The 15,806-nt window shown below is 69.1% G+C and carries 12 protein-coding genes; 11 read left to right on the top strand and 1 reads right to left on the bottom strand.

Translation table 11 applies throughout. The features are described 5' to 3' along the window. Positions 1-833: 833 nt before the first annotated feature. The 9 genes from ACZ6DL_RS14625 to ACZ6DL_RS14665 all read left to right on the top strand — a co-directional run bounded on the left by ACZ6DL_RS14625 (position 834) and on the right by ACZ6DL_RS14665 (position 11,021). Complete coding sequence (locus ACZ6DL_RS14625) at positions 834-1,409, top strand: hypothetical protein (protein WP_466051333.1); 576 nt, start codon at positions 834-836, stop codon at positions 1,407-1,409. A gap of 11 nt (positions 1,410-1,420) precedes the next feature. Next, the gene (locus ACZ6DL_RS14630; protein WP_466051335.1) at positions 1,421-3,055 is read left to right on the top strand and encodes a hypothetical protein; all 1,635 of its coding nucleotides are present in this window, start codon (positions 1,421-1,423) and stop codon (positions 3,053-3,055) included. A 45-nt stretch (positions 3,056-3,100) separates the two neighbouring features. Further along, entirely contained in the window at positions 3,101-4,567 is a 1,467-nt protein-coding gene (locus tag ACZ6DL_RS14635) for a PPE domain-containing protein (protein WP_466051337.1), read from the top strand. Positions 4,568-4,589: 22 nt separating this feature from the next. Beyond that, a complete protein-coding gene (locus ACZ6DL_RS14640) occupies positions 4,590-4,928 on the top strand; it encodes a YbaB/EbfC family nucleoid-associated protein (protein WP_062975009.1) in 339 nt (112 codons plus the stop codon). Continuing rightward, positions 4,925-5,650 (top strand): hypothetical protein, encoded by a 726-nt coding sequence (locus ACZ6DL_RS14645; protein ID WP_466051339.1) that lies wholly within the window; start codon positions 4,925-4,927, stop codon positions 5,648-5,650. Before ACZ6DL_RS14640 ends, ACZ6DL_RS14645 begins: the two co-directional genes overlap by 4 nt. Next, the gene (locus tag ACZ6DL_RS14650) at positions 5,647-6,021 is read left to right on the top strand and encodes a hypothetical protein (protein WP_466051341.1); all 375 of its coding nucleotides are present in this window, start codon (positions 5,647-5,649) and stop codon (positions 6,019-6,021) included. Before ACZ6DL_RS14645 ends, ACZ6DL_RS14650 begins: the two co-directional genes overlap by 4 nt. A 37-nt stretch (positions 6,022-6,058) precedes the next feature. Then, positions 6,059-6,379 carry a hypothetical protein gene (locus ACZ6DL_RS14655; protein WP_466051342.1) on the top strand — a complete coding sequence of 107 codons (321 nt, stop codon included), beginning with the start codon at positions 6,059-6,061 and terminating at the stop codon, positions 6,377-6,379. Positions 6,380-6,386: 7 nt separating this feature from the next. Next, a complete protein-coding gene (locus ACZ6DL_RS14660) occupies positions 6,387-8,936 on the top strand; it encodes a hypothetical protein (protein ID WP_466051344.1) in 2,550 nt (849 codons plus the stop codon). A gap of 144 nt (positions 8,937-9,080) precedes the next feature. After that, entirely contained in the window at positions 9,081-11,021 is a 1,941-nt protein-coding gene (locus ACZ6DL_RS14665; protein WP_466051346.1) for a type VII secretion target, read from the top strand. A 426-nt stretch (positions 11,022-11,447) separates the two neighbouring features. Here ACZ6DL_RS14665 and ACZ6DL_RS14670 read toward each other — a convergent pair whose 3' ends face one another. Continuing rightward, positions 11,448-12,602, bottom strand: coding sequence for a hypothetical protein (locus tag ACZ6DL_RS14670; RefSeq protein ID WP_466051348.1), 1,155 nt, complete (start codon positions 12,600-12,602; stop codon positions 11,448-11,450). A 143-nt stretch (positions 12,603-12,745) separates the two neighbouring features. Here ACZ6DL_RS14670 and ACZ6DL_RS14675 point away from each other — a divergent pair, with 143 nt between their 5' ends. Both ACZ6DL_RS14675 and ACZ6DL_RS14680 read left to right on the top strand, forming a co-directional pair. Next, positions 12,746-13,693 carry a C40 family peptidase gene (locus tag ACZ6DL_RS14675; RefSeq protein ID WP_466051349.1) on the top strand — a complete coding sequence of 316 codons (948 nt, stop codon included), beginning with the start codon at positions 12,746-12,748 and terminating at the stop codon, positions 13,691-13,693. Between the two features lie 27 nt (positions 13,694-13,720). Beyond that, on the top strand, positions 13,721-15,364 hold the full coding sequence (locus ACZ6DL_RS14680; protein ID WP_466051350.1) for a WXG100-like domain-containing protein: 1,644 nt from the start codon (positions 13,721-13,723) through the stop codon (positions 15,362-15,364). The last annotated feature ends 442 nt before the right edge of the window (positions 15,365-15,806 follow it).

The following is a 15,806-nucleotide window of genomic DNA, read 5'->3' on the forward strand; positions in this document are numbered from 1 at the left end:
ACACCCGGCGCCTGCTCCACCCGCGGAGCCACCACACCACCCGGCACCGGCTCACCCGCAACCGGCTGACCCGGAACACCACCCGACTGACCCGGCTGCTGACCCGGAACACCCGACCCACCCGACCCACCCGGCACACCCGACGCAGACGGACCCGAAACACCCGGCGACCCAGACCGACTTAGCTGCCCGGCGTCACCGGGCGGACCGGACGCAGGAGCGCTCGATTGACCCGGCGCAGGGGGAATGCTCGGTTGTCCAGGCACAGCTGTGCTCGGCCGTGATCGCTGCTGATCCGGTCGGCTCGACCACGGCGTCACCGGCCCGGCCTGCTGATCTTCCGCCGTTTCCGGTTCTTTTGCTTCCACCTCGACCCCGGCGGGCCAGATTTCAGCAGAGGTCATGATCTTCCCCCGGTTGTCGGTGCCATCAGCAGGTGGAGGACGCTCGAGCGGTAGGTTCGAGCAGTGGGTCGCAGGAGTTCATCCAACCTTCCTCACAAGTCGCTGTGAACTATCTGGCGGCCTGGACAATTCGCGCACGTCAGTGTAGATGGATTCGGACCGGCCTCCCCGGTTCTGCCAGCGCTGCGCTTCCCGCAGTTGGGAAGCCTCGACAATGGAGACGTCGAAAGTAGGTCTCACTCATGGTCGATCCTCGCGTACGCCGCTTCGATCGACGGTGGGGAGTTCGATCGAAAGGCGGACTTTGCCGTGGTGAGGCACCAGCCTTGCGAGCCTCCGACCCAGGTCGGGTCGGCCGCAATGAACCCAAGTGAAGACCAGCATGCCGCCGTTAACCGGCGCTCCGCCTAGCATCCTCGAGGTGATCCCATGCCCTTCGGCGTTTCATGGTCGAGTATCGGTAAGTTTGCGGCCACCACCGGTCTCACCGTTGCCGGTGGTGCGCTCGGGTCGGTTATCCCGGGTGTCGGCACGGCGATCGGCGTTGCGGCGGGCAGTGCCCTGGGCGGCCTCATAGCGGAAACAGCCTGGGACGTAACTGTCGAAGACAAAAGCTGGGGCGAGTCCTTGAATAATGGCGTCGAAACCGGCGCTTTCTCATTGCTGGGAGGCGGGGCAGGCGGCGCCGCCCGGGGTGCGTTTGCGACGTTGGGCGGGCGAAATCTGGCGAGGCGGATGCTCGACGGTGCAATCCACCCGGGTATCAGAAATCCCACCGCGATTGCCCGAGCAACATGGTTGAGGGATGCCCGAACGGCGGCCGGCAATAGGGGTATGTCACTGAACGCTGCCCGCGGTTGGTTGACCGGCGCCGGCGTGGGTGCCGGTCTTTCGGGCGTCAACCATCAAGGAGGACCAGGGTCGGGTCCGGGACAAGGGCAGTCGTACCTCGCGACGCTGCCGACCAAGCCACTCAATGCATCGACGACGTTTAGCACCAGCTGAGGGGTGGCGCTATGGCCGACATGCACCCGATGCTGATGCCCGATCGAAAGAAGATTCAGGAGGGCAACTACCCCCCTGAATGGGTCTTCTCGGTCTTCACCGATTCCTGCTTCAAGACCTTGTATCAAAACTTCGATGCGATCTGGAAGATTCTCGGCAAAGATGCCAAGGGCGATCCACCCAAAGCTCCGGACGTGCCGCAGGTCCCCCCTGCGAATATCGGCAGTTTCACCAACTACGCAGAAGTTGCGGTGCAACTTCAGCGGTCGTACACCGACCTGAACGGCAACATCACCGAGCTCGTGAACTCGATACGCGAATCCGGGAAATGGTCCGAGGCGGGGCAGGAAGCGACCAACAAGGTAATCGACGAAAAAGTCGTCGCAATGGCCCCTATCGCTCCACCGCAGGGCATACAGATCGACAGTCATATCTTGACTTGGGTCACCGCCGCCAACGATTCGCTTGCGAGCGAGATCGATGCCATCAAGCAGGGGCAGAACGGCGTGGCCAAGGATATCGATGATCAGACAAAGATGATCAAAGACCTGCAAGATCAGATCAAGAAGCTGGAGGCGGCGGCGGCCAACCCGGCGGGCACTCCACCTCCCGTCGACGGGTCGAACTGGCCGACGCCCCCCGGCACCCCCGGCGCCCCCGACCCGACGATCCCGCCGGCCGTGGACAACAGTGACTTCCCCCCTGGCCTGGACGACCTCGACGACCCGACCAGTCCCAGCACGACGCTGCCCGATTTGGACACCCCCGGTAGCCCGGGCTCGACCGGTCAGACGCCGAGCAGCCTCGACCCCAGCGGGACCACGCCGGGCGTGACGACCCCCACCATGCCGAACGTGCCGCAGACCCCCGTCGCGTCGCCGATGGGCTCCGGCATGGATCTGATGAGTTCCATGCTGCCGATGATGATGCAGCAGGCCATGATGCGGAACATGGCCGACCAGGATTTGAACAGTCGTCGCAGGGACCTGGATCCGAGCCGCTACGACGACGAGCTCGATGCGGTCGCTCCGCCGCCGGTCGCGCCGCCGGTTACGGCCCAGCCCGCGGTCGCGCAGCCGTCCACGACGGCTCCGCCGGCGCAGCAGAGCGGGGCGCCCACCGGTACAACGTCTTCCACGCAACCCACAGTGGCGCCGGGCCGTACCCCGGGTGCCGACGGCAGTGTGGAATACACCTTCCCCGACGGACGCACACAGAAGGTTTCCGCGATGGTCGCCCAAGCCCTGGACGCGGCGTTCGGCAACCGCAGCGCCACCGACGCGCAGAAGGCGTACGAGAAGACGTCGGCGAAGTGGTCGGACAAGAAGCAGATCGGCACTCCCGTCGACCCGTTCCAGCTGATGACCGGAGACGTCGCCGTATGGGAGAAGCGGACTGCGATCCTCGTGGTATTCCCCTCCGAGGATGGCGCAGGCACACTGGAGGCCATCATCGACGGCGAGCTAAAGCCGTGCAACCCGCCGGAGATGACCGATAAAGCCGGAGAATTCGGTAGTTTCACCGGGTTCGTGCATCCGAAGGGCATCGAGATGACCGCGCCGGCAGACGGGGGCGCGCCCCCGGCGACGCCGGGCTCGGCCGATCAGCCCGCGGCCGCGGCAATGCCGGTTGTCGCGGCGGGCTGATCGTGCGAGCAATGTGACAGCGGCGGATGAGGAGAGGAGGTCGCGATGGCGCTGAATGTGGATCCGCAGGAACTCGTCGCTGCGGCATCGAAACTCGCCGCGATGGCGCGCGACACCGGGGCCGCGATCCCCGGAGGATGGGTCGTGCCCGCGGGCGCTGACCCGATCTCGGCTGCCGCGGTGCCGCAGCTCAACGCGCAGGCGGCATCGCTGCTCAACGGAATGGCCGGTGTTCTCACCGATATCCAGCGCACCGCGTACAACATCGGCGCGGCTGCCGCGGATTACACCGCGGCCGACGACCGCGGCGCCCGGACCATCAACGGCAGCGGCGGTGATCTCCTCGCCAATCCGGTCGGCGATGTACAGGAGATCGGCCAGCGGCGACCGCCCGCGCTGCGGTTCCCTGTCGCGGGCGGCGCGGTCGACCCGCTGACGTTCGCTCAGCAGCTGCACGCGGGCCCCGGGCCCGGTGCGGCAAAGGGATTCGCCGACGCGCTGCGCAAATTCGCCGGGGGCCCCCATCTGGCGGCCATCGAGGGACTGAATTCGGCGGCGAAGTCGATGCAGCACTGGGAGCCTGTCGGCACCGCGGCGGCGACGGAACTCGGCCAGCGCCGCGGGTGGCTCGACCAGCTCGGCACCGGTCTGGGGATGCTGGCCGACGGAATCGACACCTACAGTGACGCGTTCCGCACCGCGAAGGCCAAACATCCCACACCGGAGGAGATCATCGCCGCGCGTAAGGAGCTGATCACGGCGATGCGCTCCAAGAACGAACTCGGCATCCAGGCGGCCTTGGCGAAATTCAACGAGCAGAACGCTCGTTCGGCGGAGACGATCACCGGTTACTCCACCGAAGTCGGCTCCAAGGTCGGAGCGAGTGAAGCCGCGAGTGAGGGCACTGGAAAGGGCGACGGCAGCGGCGATTCCAGCGCGTTGACCCAGATGCTGCCCGCACTGATGAGCGCGATGGCCTCGGCCGGAATGCCGCTGAGTCAGCTCGGGCAGTCGGACGCGTCGGAAGTCACCGACGACTACGGTCTCGACGAGTACGGCTACGACGATCTCGGCATCCCGAGTGGGCTCGGTACGGGCAGCCCGAGCGGGATGCCCGCAGGCAGCCCTGGCCTCGGCATCCCGGATATCGAGGCGGAAACCGTCGCGGCGAGCGCCCTGCCGGTGGCTGCGGCGGCCACCCTGGGGTCGGGCATGCCGCGCGCGTCGGTCATCGAACCCCTCGGTACCTCGTCGGCCGCCAACGCCACTGCGGCGCGCGGCGGTTCGCCGATGATGCCGTACATGCCGATGTCGCCGGGCATGGGCAACTCGGGCAGCAACAACGACCGCAACCGGGTCGTGGCGTGGCATCCCGACCGCTTGATGTATGTCGACGACACGCCGCACACCGAAGCGGTGATCGGCGAACGGCCGACCATCGCGCCGACCGTCACCCCCCCGACGCCCACACCGAGCAACCAGAACCCTTCCCAACCCGGAGGTAACGCATGAGTGAGCACAGCGAGGTGGAGTCGTGAGTTCCATCCACCCGGACGTGCAGGCGGCTTTGGACGCCGCCCGCGATCTCCGGCACCGGATCGCCGAGATGCGGGAGAAGATCGACAACATCCGGGCCCGTAGGCCGTCGCCGAGCGGCGCGGTCATCCCGGAGGTCGACGCGATGGGCAAGTTGACCGATCTCTACCTCGCTCCGGGGACGGCCGCCCGCCTCACCGGCCCGGAACTGGTAGCCGAGATCATGGCCGCCATCCGGGAGAGTACCGCCGATGCGGCGCGGCAGTACCAAAGCGTCATGGAGACGCCCGTCGAGGGAACCGAGCCGGTCGCCACCGCGTCGGGGCAGTCCGGATGACCGAGCCCGCCCCGGACGTCACCGTCGCGGACACCGTCCGATGGCTGCACGACGAGGGGCTGGTCCGGCTGGCCGGGGTGGCGGAGGGCATCTCGGAGACGATCGTCGCCTACACGATCGACGTCGCCACCGGAACCGTCTCCGCGCATCCCGCCACCGGCGGCGGTGTCGGCGCGGACGTGGTGTCGCTGGCCGCCGACGACCTGCCGTACCCCGTCGGCACTGCCCGGCGTCTGGTGATCGCCGGCGTCACGACCACGGACGCGGTACTGGTGGTCGACTTGGCGGCGACCCTGACGATCGCGATCAATGCCGACCACCCCGAGCAGACGGCCCGGTCCTGGGTGCTGCAACTGCTGTTGAACCCGGAGGTCACGATCACCACCAACAGCGCCGACGTCGCCATCGGCAGCAGCGCCCGGTTGCGGCAGAGTTTCATTCCGGGTGGCGGCGCGACCCTGGTCAACGTCGACGACACCCGCCCGCCGGTGACGGCGGTGACGTTGAACCCGGCTACCGAAGGCCCCGACCATCTGGACGTGGCCCCGGACGGCACGGGGGAGCTGTATCTCGGTGCCCGGTTCTGGCAGTTGCGCCAGATCATGCGTATCGAGGACGCCGCCTGGTCCGTGCTGGCGGCGCGCCTGGAATCGGTCACCGACGATTCCGATTACCTGACCGATTCCCGCCCCGGCGAACGATTCTCGGAGACCAGCCGATGACCGACATGCACCCCATCCAGGTGGACGACTACGACTTCGATGACGACGACCAGTCGGAGGCCGCGGCACCGGACTGGCGGAACATGACCTACGAGGTGTTCAACCCCGACCACACCGTCGGCGTCGGATGCGACCGGGACGGAGAGATCATCGGCCTGTACATCACCGATGACGCCCGCGACAACGGCGACGAGTGGTTGGCGTCCCAAATCGTGAAGCTCGCGCGGCTGGCGCACGCGAAATCGCGCGTGGGGTTGCGGGCCGAGATGGAGTTCAAGGGGACCCGTTCCTACACGATCGACTCGTTCGATCTTCCGACCGAGGCGTCGTATCGCGCCATGGAGGAAGCCGAGTTCCGGCGCGACACCTGAGTTGCCGACCGCCGCAACGGCGAGACAGGACAGCGACATGACCGACAAGTTCGATACCGACGACCCGCACGAGGTGGTCGCCGCCGCGCACAAGTTCCGGACCGCGATCGCCACGATCGGCGGCCAAGTCGGGCAGATCAGTGATGGTTTCGTCGCGCCACGGCGACCGGAATCGGAGATCGACCGGCGACTGGTGGCGCACACGCAGTGGATCAAGACGACATTCGAGCGCGCGGTTCGGGCCAACGGCCGCCGCGTGGACGCGACGACACAGGTCACCGCCCAGGTCTCCTACACCCACGCCGACGCCGATCGCGCCGGCGCCGCTGCGGTGCGTCGCCGCACCGAATCCATCTGACTCGCTGATGGAACCGGAGCGCCGCAGTCCGTACTGGGACGCCATCGTCGGCGACAACTGGCCGGCGATTCCGCCGGGGGACTGGAGTGCGCTGGAACGTCTCGCGCGAGACGGCGCGGGGGCGTTGGACTTGCTCGACGCCGAGAGTAAACGCCGCGGCTTCGACGAACATGCTCGCTCCAGTGCCGGTCTGCAACCGATCAAGGACGACATGCTGCGCCAGCGGATGAACCCGCAGGCGTTCGCCGACGCGCTCGAGGCCGCGGCGGACACCTTCCGGGATTTTTCCGATCTGGTTTATCGGACCCGCAACAAGATCTTGGACATCGTCGAGGAGACCACCTCGCGGATCAACGCGACGAGACGCGCGGCCGCGGCGGAAGAGGACGAATCCGATGCTCAGGCCCTCCGTAGCCGGATCCCCGGCATGATCGCCGCCGCCAGGGACGACGTGGAGGATGTCGTTCGCGCGGCGCTCGGTTCGATCAGCCCGCAGGGCCTGCCCAGTTTGGGCTTGATCGCCGACGCGCTGGGGCAGCCGGGGCCTTGGGAGCCGGGCCACCGCAGTGCGGACGACCACAGCGGGGACGTCCATCACCAGCACCGGCCCGCGAAGGACCACTCCGGCAATCCACGGCACGACGGCTCGCCGCGGACGAATCGGCCGGAGAACGATTTCCCGGTCGGGGTGCCCCCGCGAGATGCCGACGACCGACCGGTGACCACCGATCCGTTCGGCCCGCTGTTGCCCGGTGACGAACTCGGGGAGCGACCCGGTCCCGTTGATACCGAGGACACCTCCGCTCCGCCGTCGACCGGACCGGCGCCGGATCAGTACATCCCCGGCGGACCGACGACTGTCCCGGTGAACACCGCGCCCGGCGGTGGCGGCTTGGAGGACGGGCACGGTCTGCCCGCGGCGGGCGTTCCGCCGCGCGGTCAGGTCACCGGCACCGAGCACATGGCACCGGGCCGGGATGCCCCGGTGGACAGCGATGCGCAGGATTCGGCCGGTCCGGACGCGCGGGATTCCCATCGGAGCGATCCCGACGTCCCGGCCGAGGCGGCCGAGTCCGCGACCCCCGACCGCTCCGGCACCGTTTCGGCGGCGGAATCGCACGACACGGCAGCACCCGAGCAGTTCACCGGTTCCTCCGCGTCCGCGGCCGATCCCGGTACGTCGGTGCCGCCGCCGCTGATCCTTCCGCCACCGGTCGCGGCGCCTGCTTCCACCGCACCGTTCGCACCGTTCGCACCGGCTGCCTCGGCCGCTCCCGCGGGACCGGCGGTGTCCGCTCCGGCGGCACAGGGCGGCTCCGTCCCCCCGCCGCAAGTTCAGGCGAAGCAGACCGCTCCTCCACCCGGCGAATCGCGTGGGCCGGTCGCCACCCCCAAGATCACGGCGGCGAGCGCGGGACCGCCGCCGGGTGCGGGCGGCGCCGCCAAAGCGCAGCCACCGGAACGGACCGAGCAGCGCACCGACGCGGGTAAGGACGGCGCGGACGACAGCGACGAGTCGATGCGCACTGTGGTCGGTGCGGCCATGACGTCGGCGGCCGCCCCGGCATTCGTCCTCGGCGAGCGAGTGGACGGCGATCTGGTGCTGGCCCGCACGCTGTTGAGCGGCGTGCTGGCGGCGGGCGGTGATGCCGTCCTCGGGCTCGGCTGGGCGGTTTCGGTGATGCGCCATCCCAGCGGCATCAGCGCGTTCGTCACCTCGAACGAGGGCCGCGGCTGGATACCGGCCGGGCTGTACCTGCCGCGTGAGCTATCCACCCCGTGGGTGTGGGAGGTGGCCGAGAACGCGTGGGAGGGCGTCGCCGACCCCGCACGCGTGCTGGCGGAATTCGGGATCGCCTGGGGACGCAGGTCCGGCGCCCGGCTGACCGCTATCGCCTCCTCGGCGGACGTCGATGCCGATCTGCGACGGCAGCTGGGTGACGTGCCGATCGAGGGCGAAGTGGCCGCCTCGTCGGCGATGGATTTCAGCGCACCGAAGCCGAGTCTGGCCGACCGCCTCGAATTGGTCGGGGCCGCGGCGCTGGTGCGGCGGGCGGCGGCCACACCGGAGTCGGAGATCGGAGTGCGATGCTGGGAGTTGGCCTCGGACGCGCACGCTCGCGTCCACAAGGCCGGTCTCGGCTCGCCTGCCGCGCTGGGCGCGCCCGCGGCACGCGAGCGGATCCTCGGCGCACTGCGGCAGCGCCGCGAGGTGTCGCAGGAATTGTGGGAGGAGCTTCGGGATGCCGACGACCTGCTCACGGCGACAATGCTTTCGCACCGCGCCGATGTGTCCAGAGTCGCGCTGGGTGAGCTGCGCGCCGACCAGGCCGGCGGCAGGCACGCTTCGGAGATGAGCGCGCTGCGCGCCATGGTCTTCGAGCGGCGGTGCGACGAACTCGTGCTGCTGCTCGCCGAGGCGGCGACTCGGCAGACTCTGCGCGACGCGGTGTACGCGCACGCGCAGATCGTGAGCCACCCGGGTTTCGTCGCACCGGATCCCGCCCCCGCCGCGCCCGCTCGGCGACCGACCATCACCGCGGGGCCGGGCCGCTGAGCGGAAGCCGAATGTCGCGTCGAGTAACGCATCGCCGTATACCGACCCTGGAGCGACCGCGCACCGGGCAACCGTCTCGCACTCCCCACCTCTGGGAAGAATCGACAATAGGGGGACGTGTGGTGGGAAAGGATTTGATCGAGCATGCCGAATAGCATGGAAATCGACCCTGCCGTTTTGCGTCAGCTGGCCGACCAGCACGACCGGGTCGCGCACGACACCAGGGAATGGGCCAAACCGCCCACGGAATGGCTCGCGAACTTCCTGCCCACCTACGGCAAGATCGCCTATCCGGTCTACGAAGCGCTGGAACGGTACTACGACGCCCGGCAGCGGGCGGGTGAGGCGCTGGCCAGCGAACACGATCGCACCGCTGACTCACTGCGCGCGTCCGCGAACGCCTACGAACAATCCGACGAGGATTTCGCCAGCCACATCCGGCAGACAGCCGGCCTGACCGATACACCGGCCCCGACGACGGCGCCCCCTGGAACCTCGACCGATCCCTTCGCTTCGAACCGCCCGATCACGCCGCCTGGTTCCGCGCCCGGCGATGGCCCGGTGACGGCCGATCCCACTTCGGCGGGTCCGGTGTCCACCAGTCCCACTGCGGCGGGCCCCGGCACCACCGGAGACAACCCGCTCGCGACTTCGCCGGGCGGACCCAACGGGGCATCGCCGACGGGTACGGGTGTGCCTGGCGCGACCGCCGCGTCGGCAGACCCGGCGAGCACCAATGGCGCGGGCACGCCGAACGCGACCGGAACCGGAACGTCGACACCCGGTGGGCCGACCAGCACCGGCGTGACCGCGCCGGCGACGGCGGGCGTGCCGCCCGCGGGAGTCGGCCCGCTCAACGCGACCCCGGACGATCGAGCCGCCACGCAGCCGCCCAGCGGCGCGACGGGCCGAACGGACATGCCGCCCATGCCGGTGCCGGTCGCGAGCCCGTTCGCCGCCGCCGTCGCCTCGGCGAAGGACAAGGAGGCCGAACCCGCGTACGTGGTCGGCGGCCAGGTGAACGACGACCTGGTGCTGGCCAAGACGCTGCTCGGCAGCGTTCTCGCCGCCGTCGACTCGCCGGTGGGCATGGCCTGGGCTGTCGCGGTGATGCGGGGTCCAGGGGGAACGGGCGTCTTCATCACGTCGAACGAAGGCCGCGGCTGGTTGCCCGCCGGGTTGTTCCTGCCACGTGAGGTCTCCACTCCGTGGAACTGGGAGGAGTTGCTCGCCGCCGACGACGGCGCGGGATCGCCCTGGGAGGGCGTCACCGACCCGGCCCGGGTGTTGGCCGAATTCGGCCTCGCCTGGGGCGCGAAGGCGAACGCGAATCTGTCGGCCCTCGTCTCGTCCGGGCCGATCGATCCTGGCTTGCGTTCACGATTCGCAGAAGCGGCGATGGAGGGGCTCGTCAGCCCGTCCTACGACGTCGACCTGCGCGAGTTCACCCCGGATACGGCCGACCGTCTCGGCTTGACCGGTTCGATCGCGGGCCTGGAACACGTCTCGTCCGTACCGGACAGCCAAGTGCAGTCGCGCTGTGTGGAACTGGCCGTGGATGCCCACGGACAGGTCGGCCGGTCCGGATCGGTACCCGCCGAAGCCGCCGCGTCGCGCCGGGTCCGGGAGCGGATCCTGGCCGACCTGCAAGCCGGAAGGCCGGTGTCGCGCGAGCTGTGGGACGAACTGCGCGACGCCGACGACCTGCTGGCGGCGTCGATGCTCGGGCAGCGCGTCGACGTGGGACGGGTGGAGATCGGGCAGCTGCGACTGGACGCCGGGGTTTCGCCATTGCGCGGCATGGTCTTCGAGCGGCGCTGCAACGAACTGGTGCTGCTGCTGGCGAACGAGCCGAGCAGGCAGACACTGCGCGACGCCGTCTATGCCCATGAACAGATCACGCTGCACCCGCAGTTCGTCTCGACCCCGGCGCCCGTCTCCACCGCCGTGCAGCCCGAGCGCGTCGCCCGGCCCGCCTCGGTCCCGTCGGTCACCGCACCGGAAGTCGCCGGAGGGCCGCCGCCTACCGTCGTGGCCGCGCCCTCGACGCCACCGCCTGCGGTGGCGCCCCCGGAACGGTCGTGAACGCTCCGCGATAAGGGATCCGGCGCTATTCGGGTCGCGGCAGGCCCCTCCTGCCGCGACCCGGATAGCGCTTTTCCCATTTCGACGACGAACCTCGAAGACACTTTCTACGAGGCGATGTGACCGGCGACGACACCGGTCTCGGCAGGTCCCGGCGCTGGCGGTCGGGCGGCGGGGCGGCGGGCGGTGTCCGAGCAGCAGTCCGTCGCACGCTCTCTCCGGCTCAGCCCTCGATGCAGCCGCGAAGTTCGCCGCACGGAGGGCGGCTGGACCGCCATGGGTCATCGACTCCGATGACGGCTGTGCAGGCTCTTCCGATCCGACAGGCCCGGCGCGGCGCTCAGACGGCCGGAGGATCGGTGTGATCGACAGGCCGAGTCGGTGAAACGCGCGGTCGTTCGCCGACCGGATATGCGCTGGATCGGGCTACGCCTCGATAACGGGGGCGGCTTCCGCTTCCTGATCGTCGACGACCGCCGCATCCTGCGTGGGCGCTCCGCTGGGCCGGTCGGACGCGGCGCGGTCCCTGGTCCGGCTAACCGGTATCACGCCGGGTGCCGTGGTCGTCGTCGGCGTGACGTTCGGATCGTCGGCCGGTGCCGTATTCGCCGCCGGGGCGGCGGTGACGCCGCCGGGCTCCGCGGTGGCCGGTTGTGCGGCGGGCGGTTGCGCGTTCGGATCGCCCGGCGGGGTCGCGGCAGCGGGCGCGGCCTGATTGCCGGGCGGCGGTGCCTGGCCCGGCTGTCCCGGAGCGCCCTTGTGCTCGTTCTCCTCGGCCTTCTTCGCCTTGTCCTCGTCGGCTTTATGCATCATCTCGGGTATCTGCGAGATCAGCGGCATCGCCGCCATCGGCAGCATCGCGAGCATCGGCAGCAGCGACGACAGTCCTCCGTCACCACCCCCGCCGCTACCGCTGCTGCCCGCGGATGTGCCCCCGCCGCTGTTCTGACCGCCGCCGTTCGAGTTGCCCTTGCCCTTGCCGTTGGCCATGTCCTCGTTGAGGTCGGCGATCGCGGTGACCTTGTCGTAGACCGCCTCTACGGCGGCGGCGACCGCCTTGAGCAAGGGAAGCTCCTGAGCGGGCTTGAGTTTGGCGCTGCCCGCGGCCTTCAGCTTCGTATTCAGTTCGGTCACGATGGTTTTGATGGACCGCAGCGCCTGCACCTGTTCGGCGGCGACCGTGACGGAGGTCTTGACCACCTGATCGTCCATCTGCAGCAATTTCAGCTGCCTGGCCTCGACCTTGTCGACGGTCTTGCGGTACTCGTCGTCCGCCTCGCCCTTGCCGAGGGTTTCGTAGACCGCGGGCTTGAGCAGGTCGTCGACTTTCGGCGGGGGAGTGGTCATGCCACGGCCGAGCAGGTCCACGGCGGTCTGAATGGCGGTGTCGGCCAATGCGATGAAGGCGCGCAGCCCTTCCGACGCACCGGCCGGGCAGTGCAAATCGACCAGCCAGAAGTGCTTGGCCTCGGAGGCGTAGCTCGCCAGGGGGGAGGATGCCGACACCGCCGCCTTTTTGGCTTCGGTATTCGTCGCCGTCGTCACCATGCCGCCGCCACCGCCTCTCAGAAGTCCTCCCATTGTCTCCGCTTCCCGATTCTGGGAAGTGGTTCATAGTTCGATTACCCACCCAGGAATGGGAATACGGCCGGGTCGGTCCGGGCGACACAATAACGAGAAGAGTGTGAGAGGCGGTCGGTGATGAGCGATGGCGAGTCGGTCGAATGGCGCAGGCACTGACGAACGACCTGGACGGAGTGCTCCGATCGCTGCTCGAGCTGTACGGCGACGGCCAACCCGCCGGCCAAGCGGCGAGTGCGACCCAAGCGCTCGCCGCCGATCTGCGGGTCGCGTCCGGGGCGGTGGCCGTACGCTACGGCGAGGCGCAGGGCATGCAGCTGTCGATCGCGGAATCACATGCGGGGAAGGACGGCATCGTCGGCAAGACCGTCGGCGAGTCCGGTGACGGAACGGTCAACGGCCGCGGTCGCCTGACCAATCACATCGCGGATTTCCAGAGCAGGATGCAGGCGATCGCCGCGGTGGGCGATACCCGCTTCAGCGGTCCCGCCCTGCTGGATGCCGCGCAGTCCACCATCTCCAACGCCACCAAGCAGGTCAACGCCGATGTCGCCGCGGCACGGCAACAGGCCGCGCAGATCATGCCGCCCGCGACGCCGCCGACCCGGCAGGCCAGGCACGGCGGTGCGCCGCGCAGGCGGCGACGGACGCGCTCGAGGTCCAGGTCCGCTTCCCGGCTGCGCCGCAACAACACGGTCCGCTCCGACGGGACGAAGGGCAGCAACGCGGTGCTGGCCGCCAGCGACTGGCTCGGTACGCCCTACGTCTGGGGCGGGGGCGGCGCGGGCGGACCCAGCGGCGGCGGGTTCGACTGCTCGGGTCTGACGCAGTACGCCATCGCCCAGGCCAGTCACGGCGAAGTGGTGCTGCCCCGAACGACGTACGAGCAGATCTACAGCGGCGTCCGCGTGCACCCCGAGGATGTGCGCCCAGGCGACCTGGTGTTCCCCGCCGGATCATTCAGCACGCGCGGGCCCGAGCATGTGCAGCTGGCCGCCGGTAACGGCATGGTCATCGAGGCGCCCTACACCGGCTCGACGGTGAAGTGGTCGCGTATGCCGAGCGAAGCCGTCGTCGTGCGCGTGCTGTGAGCCGATGATCGGGGAGGAGAGCGCAGCGTGGCTATAGACATTCCCAGCGAGGTCGCGCTCTTCCTCAACATCTGCGGCGTCCCGTACCCGGACATCAACGAGGACGACGTACGCGCCCTCGCCGGGCATGTGCGCACCTTCGCCGAGCAGGTGCAGGGCACGCACGACTCGGCGACCGGCGTGATAGACCAGATGGGGGCGTTCTACTCGGGGGAGTCCTACCAGCAGCTCGTCGCCACGTGGGCGACCATGAGTTCGACCCACATGCGGCAACTCGAGAGTGCGTGCAAGCTCGTGGGGCAGGCACTCGAGGTGGCGGCGACGGTGATCACCGCGGTGAAGGTGGCCGTCCTGGCCGAACTCGCCGCCCTGGCCGCGGCCTATGCCTCGATCATGATCACACCGCCGCTCGCTCCCTCCGCGCCGCTGGTCGCCGCCGCGGCGCGCAAGCTGTGCGAGCAGATGGCGCAGTACCTGATCGGCTACATCGTCGCCGAAGTCATCGGCAAAGCGATCGAACCGCTCGAGCAGGCCATCGATGACATGGTCAAGGGGATCGTCTACGACGCCACCCGCGACGCGCTCGACATCCCGTCGTCGGGCAAACCCGCGCCGCTGCGCATCGACCCGGACGCGGTGCAGCATTTCGCGAAAGTGCTCGACGATCACGCCGACGACATCATGCGGCACGCGGCGACGTTCGCGGAGAATGTCGCGACACTCGACTTCACGACATCGACGCCATTCGATGACGCGGTGCCTCCGGCCGCGACGGCAGGCGGCTCTCCCCCCGGACCCGTACCGACTCCGGAGCAATTGATTCGCAGGCACGGCGAACAGCCCGAGGTACGCTTCGGCCCCGCCGCTGCGGCAGGGCCGACGGTCCTCGCCGGACACGGAATCGGTGATGCGCGCGTCCCTGCCGCCATGCGCGACGCCGCGAACCCCGCAGCGGCCGGGGAACGAGCGGCCGATCGAAACGGAGACGGAGGCGGCGCGGGTGCGCCGGACCGGACCGGCGACCGGTCGGCCGCACCCGCCGGGATCGAACCTCGTGATCCGGCATCGGATCCGGCGAAGATGTCGCCGGTCGCCGGCGTCGCGCCGAACGACGTGAACCCGAACGCGGAACGGTCGGCAGAAGTCGCGAGCCCCCGTGCCATATCCGCGCGGGACGGCGCGGACGCCACGCGGGCGGCCGCCCACGACGTGGCGCCCGAGGTTCCGGTACCGGGAGTGTTCGATTCCGAGGTTCGCCCAGCCGGCTCCGAGTCGGGCGTCGCCGCAGCCGTCGGCGACGTGCCCCCGGTCGACACGCACGCCCCTGACAGTCCCGAGATGGGAGGTCCGCTGACCGGCGCGGCGGCCACTCCATGGGGACGGGCGGGGCAACCGCTGGTCGCGTCGGATCCCGCTCCGAAGCCGGCACATCCCGCGAAGGCTCCGCCGAAAGTACGTCGGCCCGCGGCCACTCCGTGGGCCAAGAAACGCCGGACGCGGGAGGCTCCCGCCGTGGTGCACGCGCCGTCCACGAGGCCGCCGCTGCGTTCGGTGCCGGAAAAGGGTTCCGAAGGAAACGGCGCGGTGAGCGCCGGTGTCGCCGACGCGCCCCCGGCGCCCTCGCGGGTAACGGCACCGGCGTCCGATCGCATCGACCCGCCGCCTCCCTGACCGAAACGCCCGTGACGCAAGAAAACCCATTCCCAGATGCGGGAATGGGTTGCTGAGTCGGAAGGTTGGCAGTGGTAGACGTAGACCATCGAGGCTGCGGCTCTGGTGTCCAACCCCCACAACGGCCGGTGGCCTGCCGGTGCCACCGGCCGTTGCTTTTGGGTTCAGATCGCCGGGATGAGGGACCGGCGATCTGTGTTCAGACAGTACCCTCTTCTGTCGGAACGTTCAATAGCGTGCACCTAAATAGCGGCAAGAAATTTGCGGAAACCCTGTGACCTGCTGCGCGGCGGCTGGGGGACCGGATCGCGGCTGGCCAGCCGCCGCCGAAGGGGTCGTCTGCAGGCGGATGATTGCCGACCCCGAGGTAAACATACCGTTAACTGACGGCACGTTCAAAATTGGCATGTGAGTGCCGCGGCGAGCACCGCCGCCATGCTTC

This window comes from Nocardia sp. NPDC041819, from assembly GCF_055590505.1.